At 40.5% G+C, this 18,562-nt stretch carries 15 protein-coding genes and 1 tRNA gene; 7 read left to right on the top strand and 9 right to left on the bottom strand.

Annotated features, from left to right (window positions below):
- Positions 1 to 4: 4 nt before the first annotated feature.
- On the top strand, positions 5 to 832 hold the full coding sequence (locus AC6JAD_RS06315; protein WP_461304445.1) for a sterol desaturase family protein: 828 nt from the start codon (positions 5 to 7) through the stop codon (positions 830 to 832).
- 56 nt (positions 833 to 888) lie between these two features.
- On the opposite strand, the gene AC6JAD_RS06310 is transcribed toward AC6JAD_RS06315, so the two are convergent.
- The 6 genes from AC6JAD_RS06310 to AC6JAD_RS06285 all read right to left on the bottom strand — a co-directional run bounded on the left by AC6JAD_RS06310 (position 889) and on the right by AC6JAD_RS06285 (position 9,797).
- Positions 889 to 5,628 carry a DUF8693 domain-containing protein gene (locus tag AC6JAD_RS06310; protein ID WP_461304444.1) on the bottom strand — a complete coding sequence of 1,580 codons (4,740 nt, stop codon included), beginning with the start codon at positions 5,626 to 5,628 and terminating at the stop codon, positions 889 to 891.
- A gap of 174 nt (positions 5,629 to 5,802) precedes the next feature.
- A complete protein-coding gene (locus AC6JAD_RS06305; protein WP_461304443.1) occupies positions 5,803 to 7,089 on the bottom strand; it encodes an ammonium transporter in 1,287 nt (428 codons plus the stop codon).
- A 138-nt stretch (positions 7,090 to 7,227) separates the two neighbouring features.
- Positions 7,228 to 7,668 carry a GNAT family N-acetyltransferase gene (locus AC6JAD_RS06300; RefSeq protein ID WP_461304609.1) on the bottom strand — a complete coding sequence of 147 codons (441 nt, stop codon included), beginning with the start codon at positions 7,666 to 7,668 and terminating at the stop codon, positions 7,228 to 7,230.
- Position 7,669: 1 nt separating this feature from the next.
- Positions 7,670 to 8,581, bottom strand: coding sequence for a cation diffusion facilitator family transporter (locus AC6JAD_RS06295; protein WP_461304442.1), 912 nt, complete (start codon positions 8,579 to 8,581; stop codon positions 7,670 to 7,672).
- Positions 8,582 to 8,585: 4 nt separating this feature from the next.
- On the bottom strand, positions 8,586 to 9,017 hold the full coding sequence (rpiB, locus tag AC6JAD_RS06290; protein ID WP_461304441.1) for a ribose 5-phosphate isomerase B: 432 nt from the start codon (positions 9,015 to 9,017) through the stop codon (positions 8,586 to 8,588).
- Positions 9,018 to 9,557: 540 nt separating this feature from the next.
- Positions 9,558 to 9,797 carry a DUF2007 domain-containing protein gene (locus tag AC6JAD_RS06285; protein WP_461304440.1) on the bottom strand — a complete coding sequence of 80 codons (240 nt, stop codon included), beginning with the start codon at positions 9,795 to 9,797 and terminating at the stop codon, positions 9,558 to 9,560.
- A gap of 82 nt (positions 9,798 to 9,879) precedes the next feature.
- Between AC6JAD_RS06285 and rnr the strand changes: the two genes are divergently transcribed.
- The 5 genes from rnr to AC6JAD_RS06260 all read left to right on the top strand — a co-directional run bounded on the left by rnr (position 9,880) and on the right by AC6JAD_RS06260 (position 14,819).
- The gene (gene rnr / locus AC6JAD_RS06280) at positions 9,880 to 12,069 is read left to right on the top strand and encodes a ribonuclease R (protein WP_461304439.1); all 2,190 of its coding nucleotides are present in this window, start codon (positions 9,880 to 9,882) and stop codon (positions 12,067 to 12,069) included.
- A gap of 104 nt (positions 12,070 to 12,173) precedes the next feature.
- A complete protein-coding gene (locus tag AC6JAD_RS06275) occupies positions 12,174 to 12,698 on the top strand; it encodes a lipocalin-like domain-containing protein (RefSeq protein ID WP_461304438.1) in 525 nt (174 codons plus the stop codon).
- A gap of 47 nt (positions 12,699 to 12,745) precedes the next feature.
- Complete coding sequence (locus AC6JAD_RS06270; protein ID WP_461304437.1) at positions 12,746 to 13,237, top strand: hypothetical protein; 492 nt, start codon at positions 12,746 to 12,748, stop codon at positions 13,235 to 13,237.
- 104 nt (positions 13,238 to 13,341) lie between these two features.
- Positions 13,342 to 14,019, top strand: coding sequence for a head GIN domain-containing protein (locus tag AC6JAD_RS06265; protein ID WP_461304436.1), 678 nt, complete (start codon positions 13,342 to 13,344; stop codon positions 14,017 to 14,019).
- A 113-nt stretch (positions 14,020 to 14,132) separates the two neighbouring features.
- Positions 14,133 to 14,819: a LysE family translocator gene (locus AC6JAD_RS06260; RefSeq protein ID WP_461304435.1), complete on the top strand. Its 687-nt coding sequence runs from the start codon at positions 14,133 to 14,135 to the stop codon at positions 14,817 to 14,819.
- 50 nt (positions 14,820 to 14,869) lie between these two features.
- Here the strand turns inward: AC6JAD_RS06260 and AC6JAD_RS06255 are convergent.
- Positions 14,870 to 14,940: transfer RNA gene (locus AC6JAD_RS06255), tRNA-Cys, on the bottom strand.
- Between the two features lie 55 nt (positions 14,941 to 14,995).
- Complete coding sequence (gene folB, locus AC6JAD_RS06250; RefSeq protein ID WP_461304434.1) at positions 14,996 to 15,352, bottom strand: dihydroneopterin aldolase; 357 nt, start codon at positions 15,350 to 15,352, stop codon at positions 14,996 to 14,998.
- A gap of 94 nt (positions 15,353 to 15,446) precedes the next feature.
- Between folB and AC6JAD_RS06245 the strand changes: the two genes are divergently transcribed.
- Positions 15,447 to 17,480, top strand: a complete 2,034-nt coding sequence (locus tag AC6JAD_RS06245; RefSeq protein WP_461304433.1) for a glutamine--tRNA ligase/YqeY domain fusion protein — start codon at positions 15,447 to 15,449, stop codon at positions 17,478 to 17,480.
- A gap of 70 nt (positions 17,481 to 17,550) precedes the next feature.
- Here AC6JAD_RS06245 and AC6JAD_RS06240 read toward each other — a convergent pair whose 3' ends face one another.
- Positions 17,551 to 18,516, bottom strand: coding sequence for an SPFH domain-containing protein (locus AC6JAD_RS06240; protein ID WP_461304432.1), 966 nt, complete (start codon positions 18,514 to 18,516; stop codon positions 17,551 to 17,553).
- Positions 18,517 to 18,562: the final 46 nt, after the last annotated feature.

Here is an 18,562-nt window from a genome sequence, read left to right as displayed (position 1 = left end):
TGCCATGCAGGAATTCCTGAATTTTTTTGAAACCATGCCCATCTGGATGAAAGCGGGTTGGATTTTCCTAGTACTTGGGTTTTTCTGGATTTTGGAAGGACATTACTCCTTATTTCAACTACGATATAAAAAGTGGAAACACGCTAAGGTAAACCTTGTGCTCCTACTTTTTGTAATGATAATAAATGCCATTTTCGGGATAGTAACTGCTGGTGTTTTTACTTGGTTACAAGCTTCTGAATTGGGATTGCTTCACCTAATTGAGGCTCCCGTCTGGATCGAATTGATTATCGCCATTCTCATCTTAGACCTCATAGCTCAATATGGCGTTCATTTCTTCCTGCATAAAATTCCGGCCATGTGGCGACTTCATATTGTGCATCATAGCGATAAAAACGTGGATGTTACTACGGGAACGCGTCATCACCCCATTGATTTTATTATTCGTGAAAGTTTTGCCCTTATTGCGGTCCTAATTACGGGCATGCCTATCGCCTTCTATTTGTTTTACAGAATACTCAGTGTGCTGTTTACGTATTGGACACATGCCAATATTTCATTACCCATTGCAATAGATAAGGCCTTGAGTTATTTAATCGTAACGCCAAATATGCATAAATTCCATCATCATTTTGAATTGCCATGGACGGACAGCAACTACGGGAATATGTTTTCCATTTGGGATCGAATATTTGGAACATTCGTTTATGGCGACCCAAAAAAGATTCAATATGGTGTAGATCTGGCAGATCACACGAACGATGAAAGTATTGCTGTGCAGTTGGGCATTCCATTTAACAAGGACGTGAAATCCAAAACGAAGGGTATATAATAAATCCCAATTCCAATGGGGAATCGGGATTTATTTTCAATGCTATATTACCTAAATTATTCTTTACTAATTCGCTTAATGGTTTCTACCCCCTGATCTGTCGATAGTTTGAGTAGGTAGGTGGCACTACTGAATTCTGAAATATCTATAGTGCCCAAAGTGCTATTCACCTCAACTGTCTTCAAGACCCTTCCGTGTAGGTCCATCAATTGTGCCTTTGCAATTATCGTGTCCGACGTAGATACTATATCCAGTCTTCCCGAAGTAGGGTTCGGATATACTTTTAGGTTCGAACTATGCAATATTCCGTCAATCCCCAAAACAGCTCCTTCGAACAACAGCGTAAATCGGTTTTCGAATGTGCCCTGATCGGCAGTAAACTCGTAATCACCCTCCGAAAGATTCGTCAATAGCTGAAGCTCATTATCAAATAAATATACTGTTGCTTGTTCAATTAAAGGTCCATCGCTTTTTATCATGGACACTTTAAATCTCGTTTCTTCGGCAATCAATGTTGAAAAGCCAATGGCTACCTTACTATCTTCCCTTAATTTGGATAGGGATTGAATTCCCATTTCTTTCGAAAGATCAGAGTCTAGATGTGAGTACAATGAAACTACACTTGCCAATCTTCGGGAATCGTATCCAGCATCAAATTCAGGAGTGGTAGTATCCGAAAAACCGATTAAGGTTGTACTGTACAATTCGTGCTCATCGGTCTTTACCTGCAGCCAAATACGGTCCATTTCCTGGGATATTCTCAAGGTGTTGTTCCCAGAAGTGAGTCGCATGGTATTATTAAATTGTGCCGTGCCCGCAGCTGTCGCTTTTATACCAAATCCTTGACCAGTAGCTATTACGCCATTAGGCTCTGTTAGTGTCCCCGTTAGGTCTGCAGCCGCAGCCGTTCCTCCCGTTAAATTGTACATTGAAATATCCTGCATGGAGAAATTCATGCTCCCAGCTCCCGGTAATCCAGGACTTGGAGGCGTTAAATGCTCCCAGAAATATACCTCATCAATCATTGAGTTCGCAGCAATAAATGCATCCGCAGAAATTGCAGAGGCGTAAGGGTTTGCCATTATATTCGGACTATCATTTTTACTGGTATTGTACGCTACGTTAAAATTGACGATCCCATTATTCAAGGTACCCTGTTGAAAATCGTATGAAAAGATTCCGCCCGGTTGTCCGTATCCGGCTTGTGGCCTTACAATATATCCTTCTCCCGGAGCAAGATTGCCCGTGACCACTTCGCTCCAAAAATCATTGTTATCATCTGCAAAATTTTCTGCCGCAGGAAATTGAATGGTTACATCGGGATGTGGTACGAAGTTGGCCGTAATGGCCTCTAGCACCAAGAATGCAGAGCTCCATACGCTCTGGCGGGTTTCTATAGTCATTGGGCTTCCCATAACCATAAAATCACGACTGTCAAGATCTGGAGTGGTTACCCGAACACTGATCGTTCCATTATTTGTAACTGGGGCCGATGCGTTGGTTTGAACCACGTTCCCAGTATGTGCAATGATCAAATTTCCGTCAACCGTAATATCTCTCTCCACCTTAATATAGCTGTCGGACGCCACATCCAAAGTGAAACCAGAATTTACAGTTAACGTGCATGCATTAAGGTTGCCATTTATGGCGGTATCGTAGTTGCCGTTGATAACCACGGCATCGTTCTCTATTGGATTCCCAGCTGGACTCCACGTAGATCCATTCCATGTTTTTGTAACCCCTGTGCACGGTATTTGGTCGAAACTAATATTGTCTATCGCTATATCACTGGACCATCCATTTCCTGTCGTTCCAACGAATCGTATTTTCATATCTTCATTGTAGCCACTCAAATCTATGGTTTCATTAATCCATAAATCTTGACTCGTAATAATGGTTGGGGTACTATACAAATTGATCCAATTGCCTTCGGTTGTGCTTCCCTCGACTACCAAGCTGGCATTAAATACGTCACTGCCATATGCATGATAATCAAAAGACAATTGCACATTAGAAATAGTTGATAGTGCCACACAGGGCCCTTCCAAAATAGCGGTCGCATTTGGACCAATTTCACCATCGGAACCATTTAAAGAAGCCTCTAAAAACATATAATAGGAACCATCGCTAGCCGAACTTGGACCCGTTGAAGTTGAAGGGGTAACCCCTGTATTTTGTACCCAATCACCGTCATCATCCGTAACTTGTACCCAAAACCCTAAATTTCCTAGGGTTTCGAAACTTTCACTATAGGGCAAGGTAGAAACAGTATTCGTGCAACTTACAGGGGTGGGATCCAAAGTAGTTACACCTAAAGGAGCACTTGGCGAAGAAACATTTCCAGCAGCATCGTAAGCAGTTACCGTATAAGTGTAGGTTGTGGAAGGGCTTAACCCTGTTACATTATAACTGTTGGTTGAAGAGGTTCCGATACTGACACCATCCTGAAAGATTTCATATCCAATAACTCCAACATTGTCGGTAGAAGCATCCCAGCCCAGATCGAACAGCGTTTCATCGATATTGGACGCAACTAAATTCATTGGGGTTGAGGGTGAATCAATATCTGTTGCCACATCGGGAAGCAAAGATCTGAAAACCCCTCTTCCGTAAGTTCCGGCATAAATCATGCCTTTGGTTTCATTTATTTCCAATTCGTAAACACGTACATTAGGGAGGTTGTTAGAAAATATTTGCCATTGCGTAAGGTTGTCATCAATATAGTAGATGCCGTAATTCATCCCAACAAACAGCCTATTTACTGAAGAATTTTCCCAAACCAAGGAATAGGCAGTATAGCTTGGTAAGTTCAGTAACATTGACGTCCAAGTGGATCCACCGTCTTCAGAAATAAATATGAGATTGGAACTGTTGGTGGCAACCGCCACCCGATTGGGATCTGTTGGGTGAATAGCAATATCATTTATAAAAGATCCGCCGTAACCAGAAAGACTTGTCCAATCGGTGGCACCACCGTCTGTGGTTTTATACAAACTTCCATCCACGGACCCATACATAATTTGATTATTGCTCGGAGCAATTTTAAGATAGTCCATATTGGGTCCAAAATCTTGGGATATGGCCGACCAAGTGCCTCCACCGTTGGTAGATTTGTAGACTTCGTCATACCCTACATAGATAACATCGTTATCTGTTGGGTCCTGTTCAAAAGGGGTCACCCAATTTCCAGTACCTGGTGGGGTAGGTAACTCAACACGGGTGGCACCTCCATCGGTGGATTTGTATAGCGTACCGTTTTGGGCGGTGCCATAGAAAATATCGCTGTTGTCTTTATCTACAAAACCCTCCATTCCATCGGCACCCAACCAATCGAACCAATTCCCCGAAGTATTGTAAAAGGACGACCCATTGTCCTGGGAACCACCCACAATTATTTCGGGATTTGTTTGAGATACTCCAATTCTATAAAACTGGCGGATCCCCAAACCAAAAGTGAGGTCGGTATAAAAGAAATCGTTCATGACTTCATCAGAATCTGTAGCAACAAAAATTCCACCATCCGTTCCCAGATAAAGGTTATTCCCGACAAATTCCATAAGATCGACATCGGCATGGCAATACCCTACATCTAGACTTGCGGCTCCCGAATCCGTCCAAAACGAGGAAAGTTCAAAGGTAACACCACCGTCCAAAGAACGCCAAGAATGTATTCCTGCAATATGCACCTCGTCAATATCAACTGGGCTTATGACAATATCCATATCACGGGGCGCTTGGCCGTATGCATCGGATGCTGTAGCGCTATATCCAAAATAATTAAGGCCGCTATGGTCAAGTTCAGAAAAAGAACTTCCGTCGTTGGTAGATTTGAATAAACCACCAAAAAGACCGCCATTTTCTTCGATCACGAACACTACATTCGCATCTGCTGGTGAAACAGCAATCATCTTGGTCTGAGCGGAATTGAAAGAGGATGAGACTTCTGAAAAACTACTGCCACCATTGGTAGAAACATAAAAGCGATTTCCCGAAGCATAAACCGTATTGGTGTCACCAGGTTTAAACTCTAGATCGAATCCCGTGGCTTCACCGGTTATGGGCCCAGACCATGAAGTTCCTCCATTTGTGCTTCTGAAAATTCCACCACTTTCTACAGAGCAAAAAATCTTGGAGGTGTCTGTCGGGTCGATGAGAATTCTATTCACATCCGAACCGGAAAGATTCACCAACTGATTCCAGGTAGCCCCTGCATCGGAAGACACGAAGATGAGCCCCGAAGATGAGCCCCAATAGTAGAGGTCTTTGTCTACTGGATCTATGGCAAGTGAATACACATCCATATTAATGAAGGAATCCGTAAGTACGGTCCAATTGGTTCCTCCGTCGATTGTTTTCCAAACTCCTCCCGTTTGCGATCCAACAATGATGTGGTTTTGATCTGCAGGGTCTACAGAAAAGGCCGTGATTCTTCCCACCCCTGGATTCCATCCCGATGTCGAGTTCCAAGTGGTAGGGCCAAGATCCTCCCAGTTACTTGTATCGACCAATGACATATTTTGTCTTGAGGCCCTTGCCGCAAAAAATTCAGTTAACAAGGTTTCATTGGTAGGCAAATAACCCTCTTCATTCATCGTGTGAAGGGCGCTATATTCCCATCGTTTGTACGGATGGTATCCCGTTCCTCTTCCAGTGCCTACAACATCGAAATGCGCTTCGGCGGCGGCTTGGATTTGCTGAACCGTAAAGGTTCCTTTTTGAATCATTTCTAGGTACCCCTGGGAAAAGATAGAAGTAATAGATAAAGCGAAAATGCTTAATAATAAGATCTTTTTCATGTGGTTAAGTATTTAGATGCCAGGGGTAGCATCTTATTTTTATGGGAGGGGTCAGGGCAGATTCAAATGTAAATATATGGAAATAATCGACAAAAGAGCGGTAAAACACCGCCCATCCGCACAAATTGGAAGTAATTAGTAATAACAGTATTGAAATACGCCTCGGCCTATGCGCTAAGTATCTATAAACTCACCGTGTTGTGAAGCATCGAGTCCTCGTTCCTCTTGATCTTCCCGTACCCTCATGGATAACAATGCATCAGTAAGTTTGTATAGCAAAAGACTTCCGAAAAAAGTGAAGAGGGAAACCAAGACCAAGGCAATACAATGATACACGAAAGTGGATGTTTCTCCATAGATTAATCCTACGTCCTTCGCGAGGATTCCTGTGAGCAGCATTCCTACAATACCTCCTACCCCATGACTTGGGAATACATCGAGGGTATCATCAATTTCAGATTTCTTATGAAACCGTATCGCAAAATTACTTACAATCGCTGCCACAAAACCGATAAAAATACTCTGCCCAATACTCACAAAACCTGCCGCGGGTGTAATGGCAACCAGCCCTACTATGGCGCCAATACATGCTCCCAATGCCGACATTTTTCGATTCTGAAAACGATCCAAGAATATCCATGCGATCATACTGGTTGCTGAGGCTAAGTTGGTATTGGCGAAAGCAATTACCGCATCAGTGTTTGCCCCAAGTGCAGACCCCGAATTAAACCCGAACCAACCGAACCAAAGCAGTCCTGTGCCCAAAATTACGAAAGGAATGTTCGCGGGCTTTTCAATTCGTTGACGGCGTTTTCCTAAGTAAAGAGCGCCCGCTAGGGCCGCGATTCCTGCAGACATGTGTACTACAGTTCCTCCTGCAAAATCCAAAACCCCCCAATTGCGTAGCAGACCGTCGGGGTGCCAAGTCATATGCGCAAGGGGGGCATAAATAAACAAGGAGAATAATACCATGAACAAAATATAGCTTCGGAAACGGATGCGTTCAGCAAAACTTCCGGTAATAAGAGCTGGGGTAATTATTGCGAATTTCAATTGGAAAAGTGCAAACAACAAAAAAGGGATGGTTTCTGCAAAATCTGGGTTTGGGGAAACGGTAACCCCATTAAAATTGAAAAAGGTCCTAGGGTCGCCAATAATACCATATATACTATCTCCAAACGCCAAACTAAACCCGACAACCACCCAGAGTACACTAATTACGCCAAGGGCTACAAAACTTTGCAACATGGTGGATATTACACTCTTTTTACTGACCATCCCGCCGTAAAAGAAAGCCAACCCCGGGGTCATCAACAAAACAAAGGCACTCGCCACCAACATCCAAGCTGTGTCACCTTTGTCAATTTCGGTCGAATTTTCAATAAACTGGTATTCTGTACCCAGCAACAAGGCAATTACTACTAAAATAATTAAACCAAAGAAATTTAGTTTCCTTCCCATACCCCTATTATTTTATTAATTTATTCGAATAAAAGTATAAAAATGGGAATATACCCCCTAAAAATTAGGGGTAAATGTTTAAAATTTATGGATTATAAAATATAAACCCCTGTTTATTGAAAAATTCTCAATAAACAATCAAGATTTTATCATTCCTATATGCGGAATTCCATCTTCAAGGTACTCCTCCCCTACTTTTTCAAATCCTAGGGATTCGTAAAATCTGGTGAGATAGGTTTGTGCAGACAATTTTATGGTGGTTGTTTTGTAGTGATTTTCTATGGCTTCTATGGAGGCCTTCATGATATCGGCACCATAACCATATTTCCTTTCAGGTCCGGCCACGACTACCCTTCCAATAGAAGCCTCTTCAAAATAATCGCCCGGTGCGAAACATCTGGTATAGGCCGCTATGCGGCCCGATTTTTTTCCGAAGACATGTAGGGCCTTTTCATCCTTCCCATCAATATCCTGATACACACAATCCTGCTCTACTACGAAAACCTCGGAACGAAGCTGCAGAATATCATATAATTCATTAATTGAAAACTGATCGAATGTCTTAACCTCTATTTCCATACTAGTCTTGGACAATGGTTTCTTTTGCGTCACTTTTATTGTATTCCGGTTGAATATTCACATGATTAATTCCGAAATCATGGAACAATAGTTCCTCTATTTTATCCAGTATAATTTCAAATTCGGACAATGATATATCTTCCTTAAAATCTATATGTGCTTCTAGGTGTACTTCCTTTTCGTTCAATTGCCAAATATGAATATGATGTATATTCTTAATCTCCGGAAACTCAAGTACGGCTGATTCCAATTTTTTCAAATTTACATCTTTGGGAGTAAACAGCATGAGTACCTGAAACGAGCTTTTAAGCAAGTCGAAACCGACCACCACCAAGTATATTGCAATGAGCAGGGTCAATACGCTATCTACCCAAAACCATCCAAAGTATTTCATCAACAATCCACCTACCAAAACAGCCACCGAAGCAGACATGTCTGTAATAAGATGAAGGTATGCAGAACGCATATTCATATTATCCTTTGCATTCTTTTGTAGTAGCAAAACACTAAAACCATTGGCGACAATGCCCAAGAGCGCCAACCAAATAACCAACCCGCTTTCTATTTCTTGTGGTTCGATAAATCTTTCAACGGCCTCGAAAACCAAATAAATGGCGACCACAATCAAGGTGGCCGAGTTAACGAATGCTGCAATGATTTCAGCCCGCTTGTATCCAAAAGTTTTATCGAGGGAAGCCTCCTTTCTGGAATAAATACTTGCGATGTAACTCACAATTAATGAAAGAACGTCACTAAAATTATGAAGCGCATCGCTCAACAATGACAAACTTCCAGAAATGACACCGCCTATGGCTTGAGCCACGGTGATGATAATATTAAGGACAATGGATATGAGCAAATTTCTTCCCGTTACCGCTCCGTGGTCATGATGGTGGTGATGGGAATGTGCCATAATTTTAAGAACAAGCTATTTTATCTACCCTTCGTTGGTGACGGCCCCCTTCAAAATTGGTAGCCAAAAATGTCTTAACCATTTCTACGGCCTGGGGTATGGCGGTAAACCGGGCAGGAATACAAAGAATATTTGCGTCATTGTGCTGGCGGATTAACTCGACAATTTCCTTAGTCCAACAGAGACCTGCGCGCACTTTTTGGTATTTGTTGGCCGTCATGGCAACGCCATTGGCGCTTCCACAAATAAGAATACCCTTCTGAACCGTTTCATCTTCTACACCCTTTGCCACTGGATGTACGAAGTCTGGATAATCCACACTGTCAAAACTATCCGTTCCATGGTTTTCGACCTCAATTCCTTGAGATTCCAAAAATTTTACAATAGCAAATTTATAGTCCGTTCCTGCGTGGTCGTTTCCTATGGCGATTTTCATGGTGTTTGTTTTTACAAAGATACTCCAAGGAGTTTATTTATCTGTTTTTTCTAATTTCAATATTATCAATTCTTTACCTTTTCTTAAAACTTAGGTGATAATTTAGTTAACAACATTGTTCATATTTGTTTCCGTAAAAAGCATAAAAATATTTGGAGATTAGGATTGAATTTCCTGATTGAAAAATTACGGGAAAACCGCAAATAAGTTTGTCTTATTTTATTGTTGACTTTTCCGCTACCTTCTTTCAGTTAACAACATTATTTTTCAATTTACTTATTAAAATTCCATTGTTAATATACCTTGTTCACAACTGTGGATGAAATGTAAAATTTCCTATTTTTCAACTGCTTACATACAAGGTTTTTTGTTCATAACCCCTTCGAAAAAAAGCATAAGTCAAATTCAAAACAATCTTCCATAAAGTTATTCCATATATCAACAACCCATCATCATCATCATTTTTATTTTAAATTTCAAAAAAAAGAAAAGAGATGTTTATTTAATTGTTGAAAACGTGGATAAGTGTTTTAGGAAAAATTATACGATACGTAAATGTGAAGAGCTATTAAGATCTTCAATTACCTGGTAGGCATGAGGAATATCCTCTTCGTGAACCTTGAGTTGAATACCGCCAATGGCGTTAGAGTGAAACGGAAGTATTCCTATTGTCGTTTCGTTTTGAAATACAAACCGGATCCCCTTTTGTTGCAACAAATGTTGAAGAACTGTGTACTCACTAGCATAAGTAAAGATTGCAATGGTTTGGTAACGTTCCATATGTACTAAGTTACTAAATTTTAGTGTGTATTGAAGTTACATTCACTTAATAAACGTACTTTTAAAAATTATTACAGTAACCATGCCGAAAAGGAAAAAGAGAAGTAAGAGTAAACACACTGAAGGACTTTCCCAACTCATTTTAGAAATATTTAGAAAGAACCGAAATACGGGTCTCAACTACAAGCAGTTAGCTGCTAAATTGGGAGTTACCGATGCCAGTGGAAGAAATCATATCATCAAAACCCTGAAACGATTACAGGGAAAAGGAACCCTTCAGGAAATTGAAAGGGGAAAGTACATTTTAACCCCTTCCATGAATTATCATACCGGAATATTGGATATGACCAGCAGAGGTCAAGGATATGTGATGGTTGAAGGAATGGAGCAGGATATTTTTGTAAAAAGCAAACACATAAATCGCGCATTTCATGGAGATGTTGTAGAAGTTTATGTGTTTAAGCGAAAAAGAAGTGGAAAGATAGAGGGTGAAATTACCCAAATACTCGAGCGGAAGAGGAAGGAGTTTGTAGGGACCATTACGGTATCCGACCGGTTTGCTTTTGTGGAATGTACAGGGTACAATATGTATACGGATATTTTTGTTCCAAAGAGTAAAATAAATAAAGCCCAGAATGGTGATAAAGTTCTGGTAAAAATGGAAGGCTGGGAAGAGAATAGTGAATCTCCAGTTGGATCCGTGATCAAGGTACTCGGGAAACCTGGGGAACACAACACAGAGATTCATGCCATTTTGGCCCAGTATGGTCTTCCGTATGAATTTCCTTCAGAAGTGGAAGCCTATGCCAATGGTTTAGATACCTCCATTCAAGCTCAGGAAATAAAGAAGCGTAGGGATATGCGAAAGGTATTAACCTTTACCATAGACCCAAAAGATGCCAAGGATTTTGATGACGCACTTTCGTTTGAAAAATTAGAAAATGGGAACTACGAAATTGGAATTCACATTGCAGATGTATCCCATTATTTAAAACCAGGAACGGTATTGGATGATGAAGCGTATGAGCGGGCTACTTCTGTATATTTAGTAGATAGAGTGGTCCCAATGTTACCGGAAATATTGAGTAATGGAGCCTGTTCCTTGCGACCCCATGAAGAAAAATATACGTTTTCGGCTGTGTTCGAGATGAACGATAAGTCGGATGTTGTTAACCAATGGTTCGGTAGAACAGTTACTTATAGCGATGCCCGATTTGCATACGAGGAAGCCCAACATTTAATTGAAAATAAAGACAGTAAAACGATACCTGATAGTATTTCCCTCACAGGGAAAGCTTATGAAGTAGATTCGAATATTGCAGAGGCAGTTTTGGAACTGGATCGTTTGGCAAAAATTCTTCGCAAAAATAGGATGCGACACGGTGCTATTTCCTTCGATAAAGTGGAGGTGAAATTCAATCTGGATGAACACAACGAACCAGAAGGTGTTTATTTTAAGGAAAGCAAAGATGCCAATAAGTTGATTGAAGAATTTATGTTATTGGCCAATAGGAGTGTTGCTGCGTATATTGGAAAACAGAATCCGAAGAAAACCTATGTATACCGTGTTCATGACGAACCGGATGATGAAAAGATTGCTGCTTTGGAGAATATCATTAAACGCTTCGGTTATAAACTCAACACTCAAGATAGGCAAAGTACTGCTGCATCATTGAATAAACTACTAAAAGACGTACAGGGAAGAAAGGAACAGAATATGATCGATACTTTGGCAATTCGAAGTATGAGCAAGGCCGTTTACACAACCAACAATATTGGGCATTATGGTTTGGCTTTCGATTATTATACCCATTTCACTTCCCCAATAAGAAGGTATCCCGATGTGATGGTACATAGATTACTACAACATTATTTGGATGGTGGAAAAAGTGCCAAGCAAGAAGAGTTCGAAGACAAATGCCGACACTCCAGCGATATGGAACAATTGGCATCCAATGCAGAGCGAGATAGCATTAAGTATATGCAGGTAAAGTATATGCAGGACCACCAGGATGAAGAATTTTTAGGTGTTATTTCCGGGGTGACCGAATGGGGAATCTATGTCGAAATTATTTCCAATAAATGTGAAGGAATGGTTCGTTTGGCAGACCTAAAGGATGACCATTATGCCTTTCATAAAGAGGAATTTGCCGTGATTGGGGATCGGACCAAGAATGCGTATACCCTTGGGGACGAAGTCTATGTTAAAGTAAAAAATGCCGATTTGGTTAAGAAGCATTTAGACTTTACCATGTTGGGGCATAGGGAATAGATATAGTAGTTGAGTAGGTTAAAATTCAGTTATATTTTCAAAACAAAAGACAGCACTAGTATTTTTTATAGAAATTAGTATTTAGCATAATAACTGATATAAAAATGATAAAAAGCACACTGCAAATAGTTTCTCTCTCTTTTTTAATTCTATTTTCTTTATCCTGTTCCTCAGACGATAATAACAATTCCAACACGAATCAACAACAACAAGAAGAGGAAACACCAACAAATTTATTATTAGGTTCTTGGAGTCCTAATCGATTTATTATAATCTGTGATTCTGGAGCATTCACAGAATATTCTACAGAAGAATGTACTCAGAACTCAAGATTTATTTTTACGTTGGGAGATGATCCTTCAAATGTAAATGAAGGTAATTTTAGAGATATTCCGTATCGTTTAGACAGTGAAAATAATTGTATAGAGGAAATAGAAACTAATGGAACCTGGGAATTAAATGGTGATGAACTAACTATAAATTTCAGCGGGAACTCAAACACATCTTCTATTTCAGAATTAACAGAAACAAGTTTTAGAATTAATAACAACCCTAATCCATATACAAGTAGTCCCTGTACTGATTCGGATCCCGGACTTGAATATTTGGTGATGGTTAAAGTTGAATGATATTTGGATTGGTTTTTGATTGAATTATCCTAGAAACCTATTTAAGGATGCGACCAATTCTTTCCTCATTGTTTATTCTTTGTTTTCTAAATATTTCTGCTCAAGATAATTTTGGTAGATCGGAAGCCTATAGGGCAAAGGTTATTAGGGATGTTGGTTATTTAATGCATTCATGTAACACGGATAGAATTCTAACGCCCAAGGAAATAAAAGGGGATACACTCATAGAGTCTTGCGAGATAACCTATGAAAGTGAAGTAGAACCGTATGTGAAAATTCGAAAAATGCACTTTTATGCTGCACCAATGTATCATCAGGATGTGTATTATTCTGAAGGAGATACGCTCATCTATGCAAAAGAAACTGAATTATGGATTACTGCGGATCATAGAGATACCATTGTCTGGAACTGCCAGTATTTCTTTGAAAAGGGAGAACTTGTTGATTATATTTCCCTAGGTCATGGAAGAACCGAAATGGAAGATTGGGATCCCGAATATATACTGAAGAAGTATACTAATCTGCTTGAAGATGAATAATTTGAAATTAGTACTAAATACTGTAACATTCCCTTTAAAAATTCATCTTTAGGGGGAAATCAAAACAAACACTACCCACATTCGTGGATAAATAACGAACAGATATGAAACCGATTGTAACCCTTTGTATAGCACTACTTACCCTTACCACCATAGCACAACAAAGAGAAGTTGTAAAGAACGTAGGCGATTTCCATGAATTGAAAGTATTCGATCTTATGGAAGTGAACCTAATTCAATCCGATGAAAACAAAGTTGTGATTAAAGGAGAACACACCTACAATGTAAAAGTGATTAATAACAACGGTACCCTAAAACTTCGCATGGAAACCGATACCCGTTTCCGCGGGGAAGACACCTATATTGAAGTGTATTTTACCGAAATTGAAACGATCGATGCCAACGAGGGATCCCAAATCGTTGCCAGTGAAATGATAGAACAGGATGAGATAGAACTGAAAGCTCAGGAAGGCGGACAGATTAAAGTAGGTCTTCAGGTAGACAGAACCAAAGTTCGCGCAGTGACCGGTGGAATTGTAGAAGCGTCTGGACTATCTAAAAGCCAGGAAATCAAAATCAATACTGGAGGTATTTTCGAAGGCCGCGAACTATTAACCCAAAGAACCAAGGTGGGTATTACCGCTGCAGGTGAAGCCGATATCAATGCCAGTGACAAAGCTGAAATTCGTGTAACCGCAGGCGGAAATGTAAATGTTTACGGCAACCCAAAAGAGATTGACGAAAAGAAATTGGCAGGGGGTCGTATTATAATAAAGGATTAATTATTGGTTGCAGATGTAGGCCACAATTCTCGAGAATACCTAAGGATAGCATCTGAAAATGAATACAAAACAAACCCTCTAACAACCCAAAAGTAATTTGTACTTTTACGGTAATGTTAGAGGGTTTACCATATGCAGCTTTGTACGGGTTCCTATTGGCTTTTGCCGTGGGCCCAGTATTCTTCACCCTCATCGAAACGAGTATCACAAAAGGCTTTCGTGCCGGTGTATTCTTTGATCTCGGGGCTATTTTTGCTGATATCATTTTTATCTTAATCGCTTATTTCAGTACCAATAAAATCTTGGAACGGGTAAGGGATGATCCTGCTTTATTGGTGTTTGGTGGAGCCATACTCATAGTATATGGGATCATTTCCTACATACGTACGGCCAAATCCTTTATTAAAATTGTAAGGGAACATTATGCCGTACAGGTAAAAAAGAACCTATGGGGACTTTTCCTCAAGGGGTTCCTGCTTAATTTCGTGAACTTTGGAGTATTGGCGGGTTGGATAGGAACCTTGATTATGGCCAATGCCCTGACCACTTCAGAAAACGGGGTGTTTCTTTTTCTAACCACGGTTTTGGTCACTTTCTTTCTTACGGACATTGCCAAAATATCGCTTGCCAAAAAACTGAAAAGTAAAATGACCCCTAGGTTTATTTTCAAAACCAAAAAGTGGGTGAGCATTTTAATCATTTTGTTCGGGGTGTTCCTACTAATTGAGGGTATTTTTCCGGACCAGGTGCAAAAAGGATTGGACCGAATCCCAAAAACCAAACTTCCCCTTCAGGAATAACCTAATAGCATGGCATAAAAAAATCCAGCCATTACAGCTGGATTTTGTTGAGGCGTCTAGCGGATTCGAACCGCTGTACAAGCTTTTGCAGAGCTCTGCCTAGCCACTCGGCCAAGACGCCATGATTTAGAGGGCAAATATAAAAATATTACCCATAATAAACCTAATAAATGCGATTATCGTTGGGACTTCATTGTAACACTTACTTCCTCCACATCACCGCCAATAGGAGGGTTTAGTTTCGAAATAGTCACTTTCGCTTTGGTCACCAGATCAATTTCCAGGAAGATCCGATCGATAATACGCTGTCCTACGTGTTCCAATAACTTAGAACGAACCGCCATTTCATTTTTTACAATATGCTGTAAATGAACATAATCTACCGTGTCTTTTAGGTGATCTGAAGTCGCAGCTTGAGAAAGATCTGCTTTCACCTTCAAGTTCACCAAGTAATCACTACCAATTTTCTCTTCTTCGATCAGGCACCCATGATTGGTAAAAATCCGAATGTTTTTAAGCGTAATCGTGCTCATGTAAAAAGTTTTGGCAAAGATACTTTTTTCAAGTTATTGGTTACCTTTGCAGCTATTATTCAGGGGCTTTTCCCTGATATTTTTGTTTTATGTTATGGCAGAAGAAACCAAATCGCTCAATTTTCTAGAGCAAATCATAGAGGAGGACCTAAAGAATGGGTTGGACCCCAAAAAGCTACGTTTCCGTTTTCCTCCAGAACCCAATGGATATCTTCATATTGGACATACCAAGGCGATTGGGATTAGCTTTGGCCTGGGCGAAAAGTACAATGCACCTGTTAATCTGCGTTTCGATGACACCAATCCAGCCAAGGAAGAACAGGAGTATGTAGATGCCATAAAAAGGGATATTGCTTGGTTGGGATACACATGGGCCAACGAATTGTACTCTTCAGATTATTTTCAGCAATTGTATGATTGGGCCGTTTTGTTGATTAAGGATGGAAAGGCCTATATAGATTCCCAGTCCAGTGAAGCAATGGCCGAACAAAAAGGAACACCCACACAAGTAGGAACTAATAGTCCCTACCGGGATCGTTCGGTAGAGGAGAACCTAGATCTATTTGAGCGGATGAAAGCTGGTGAATTCGATGAAGGCACCCATGTACTCCGTGCCAAGATTGACATGGAAGATCCAAATATGCTTATGCGGGATCCCATTATGTATCGAATTTTAAAGAAACACCATCATAGAACAGGGGAAGCTTGGTGTATTTACCCAATGTATGACTGGACCCATGGGGAAAGTGATTACATAGAACAAATTTCGCACTCCTTGTGTTCTTTGGAATTTAAACCACACCGTAAACTCTATAATTGGTTTCGGGATGAGGTGTATAATTATAGCAAGGACGAATATCCAAGACTACCCATTCAAAGGGAGTTTGCGAGACTCAACCTGAGTTATACCATCATGAGCAAGCGAAAGCTGCTGAAATTGGTAGAAGAAGGAATTGTAAACGGTTGGGACGATCCGCGTATGCCAACGATCTCAGGACTGAGAAGGAGGGGCTATACCCCAAAATCCATCCGAAAGTTTGTGGAAACTGTTGGGGTGGCCAAACGGGAAAATGTAATAGATGTGTCTTTGTTAGAGTTTTGTATTCGCGAAGATCTTAACAAGACCGCCAATAGGGTAATGGCCGTATTGGATCCGGTAAAATTGATTATTACCAATTATCTCGATGGTACGGAAGAAATGCTAACTGCAGAGAATAATCCAGAGGATACCTCGGCAGGAAGCCATGAGGTTCCTTTTTCGAAGGAACTCTATATAGAAAAAGAAGATTTTAAGGAAGATGCCAGTAGCAAGTTTTTCCGATTGACCTTAGGAAAAGAAGTTAGACTGAAGAACGCTTATATCATAAAAGGTGAAAGTGTAGTGAAGGATGCCGAGGGAAACATCACCGAAATACACTGTTCCTACGATCCAGATAGTCTAAGCGGCAGTGGTACCGAAGCAAGCTTACGCAAGGTGAAGGGTACCCTTCATTGGGTGTCTGTTGCCCACGCTAAGACGGCAGAGGTTCGTGTGTACGATCGTTTGTTTAGTGAAGAAGCTCCCGACGGTCACAAGGATAAAACATTCATGGACTTCATAAACCCGGATTCCCTATCAGTTTCTGAAGCCTATATTGAACCCTTTTTAGCTGGTGCGAATCCTGGGGACCGTTTCCAATTTCAACGTTTGGGTTATTTCAGTGTCGATGATGATAGTACCCATGACCGATTGGTATTCAATAAAACAGTGGGATTGCGTGATTCCTGGGCCAAGAAAAAGCCAGTGGAGAATCAGGCAAAGTCACAGCCCAAGCCACAACAACCTCAGCGACCGGCTATTGAGGAAATAAAGCGAATGGGTAAAAAGTATACCAATCTGCCACCAGAAAAACAAGAAGTTACCAAATCAAAGATCAAGGAATTGGCCGCTACTGTGCCTTATGAAGATCTTGAACCTTTGTTTGCTACGGCTGCAAAAAAGGCTGGAACACGTATCGCAGCAATGATCACCCTTGGGGTGTTGTTAGATAATGGGCAGGAACGAACAACAGCGGCTTCAGAATTTATTGATAAAGCCCTAGAAGATAAGAACGAATTATTGGTTGCCGAAGCTAAGGCACTCGTATAAAAAAACCGCTGTGTTTACTGAATATTAATTTTCAAGACAACACAGCGGTTTTATTTATTTTAGAAAGGACCTACATCGAGAAATCATCCGATGGAGGATTGTTCTTTTTACCAATTCCTTTGGCAGCATTTGTCTTTTTCATTTCCTCACCAATTTGATTGCTGGCCACAAACGAGGCAATCATATCGTTTAGCATATTGCTTCCAGCTTGAGGTGAGTTCGGCAATAGGATAAGGTTGCTGTTGGTTTCCTCACCAATACTTTGTAGGGTATCATAGTGCTGGGTTACCACAATAAGGGCAGAAGCTTCTTGGGAGTTAATCCCAACGTTGTTCAACACTTCTACAGACTCTTCCAAACCACGTGCAATCTCACGTCGCTGATCTGCTATACCCTGCCCCTGTAGGCGCTTGCTTTCAGCTTCTGCTCGGGCTTTGGCCACAATTTTGATGCGCTCTGCTTCTGCTTCATATTCTGCTGCCACCTTCTCGCGTTCTGCTGCATTAATTCGGTTCATGGCCGCCTTTACTTGAGTATCGGGATCAATGTCGGTTACAAGGGTTTTTATAATATCGAAACCATAATTGATCATCGCTTCGTTCAATTCTTTTTTAACCGCAATGGCGATGTCATCTTTTCGTTCAAAAACATCATCCAGTTTCATTTTTGGAACTTCGGCCCTTACCACATCAAATACATACGAAGTAATTTGATCGTGGGGGTTCTCCAGCTTGTAAAATGCATCGTATACCTTCTCCTTTATCACCTGAAATTGCACGGAAATCTTTAATCTTACAAAAACATCGTCTTTAGTTTTAGTTTCCACAATTACATCTAACTGTTGGATTTTCAAGTTGATACGACCTGCAATTCGATCTACAATAGGAATTTTAAAGCGCAGCCCAGAAGGTCGTATACTTTGAAACCTTCCGAAACGTTCTATTACCGCTGCGGTTTGTTGTTTTACAATGAAAATAAACATTAATAGGATAAAGAAACTGAATACCAGAATAGGTACTAATAAATAACCGCCCATAGATTTAAATTTTAATTGATTAGAACTTTTTGAAGGTACAAAATTT

Source organism: Aureisphaera sp., assembly GCF_059726885.1.
The sequence above is the reverse complement of the archived record's forward strand: the minus strand, read 5'-3'. Positions and strand labels throughout refer to the sequence as shown.

Bases quoted from the DNA above. Each gene is read 5' to 3' on its own strand.
- AC6JAD_RS06270 (WP_461304437.1), top strand. From the start codon at position 12,746: ATGCGACCAATTCTTTCCTCATTGTTTATTCTTTGTTTTCTAAATATT.
- AC6JAD_RS06310 (WP_461304444.1), bottom strand. From the start codon at position 5,628: ATGAAAAAGATCTTATTATTAAGCATTTTCGCTTTATCTATTACTTCT.
- AC6JAD_RS06315 (WP_461304445.1), top strand. From the start codon at position 5: ATGCAGGAATTCCTGAATTTTTTTGAAACCATGCCCATCTGGATGAAA.
- AC6JAD_RS06245 (WP_461304433.1), top strand. From the start codon at position 15,447: ATGGCAGAAGAAACCAAATCGCTCAATTTTCTAGAGCAAATCATAGAG.
- AC6JAD_RS06275 (WP_461304438.1), top strand. From the start codon at position 12,174: ATGATAAAAAGCACACTGCAAATAGTTTCTCTCTCTTTTTTAATTCTA.
- rnr (WP_461304439.1), top strand. From the start codon at position 9,880: ATGCCGAAAAGGAAAAAGAGAAGTAAGAGTAAACACACTGAAGGACTT.
- rpiB (WP_461304441.1), bottom strand. From the start codon at position 9,017: ATGAAAATCGCCATAGGAAACGACCACGCAGGAACGGACTATAAATTT.
- AC6JAD_RS06260 (WP_461304435.1), top strand. From the start codon at position 14,133: ATGTTAGAGGGTTTACCATATGCAGCTTTGTACGGGTTCCTATTGGCT.
- AC6JAD_RS06295 (WP_461304442.1), bottom strand. From the start codon at position 8,581: ATGGCACATTCCCATCACCACCATCATGACCACGGAGCGGTAACGGGA.
- AC6JAD_RS06265 (WP_461304436.1), top strand. From the start codon at position 13,342: ATGAAACCGATTGTAACCCTTTGTATAGCACTACTTACCCTTACCACC.
- AC6JAD_RS06240 (WP_461304432.1), bottom strand. From the start codon at position 18,516: ATGGGCGGTTATTTATTAGTACCTATTCTGGTATTCAGTTTCTTTATC.
- AC6JAD_RS06285 (WP_461304440.1), bottom strand. From the start codon at position 9,797: ATGGAACGTTACCAAACCATTGCAATCTTTACTTATGCTAGTGAGTAC.
- AC6JAD_RS06300 (WP_461304609.1), bottom strand. From the start codon at position 7,668: ATGGAAATAGAGGTTAAGACATTCGATCAGTTTTCAATTAATGAATTA.
- AC6JAD_RS06305 (WP_461304443.1), bottom strand. From the start codon at position 7,089: ATGGGAAGGAAACTAAATTTCTTTGGTTTAATTATTTTAGTAGTAATT.
- folB (WP_461304434.1), bottom strand. From the start codon at position 15,352: ATGAGCACGATTACGCTTAAAAACATTCGGATTTTTACCAATCATGGG.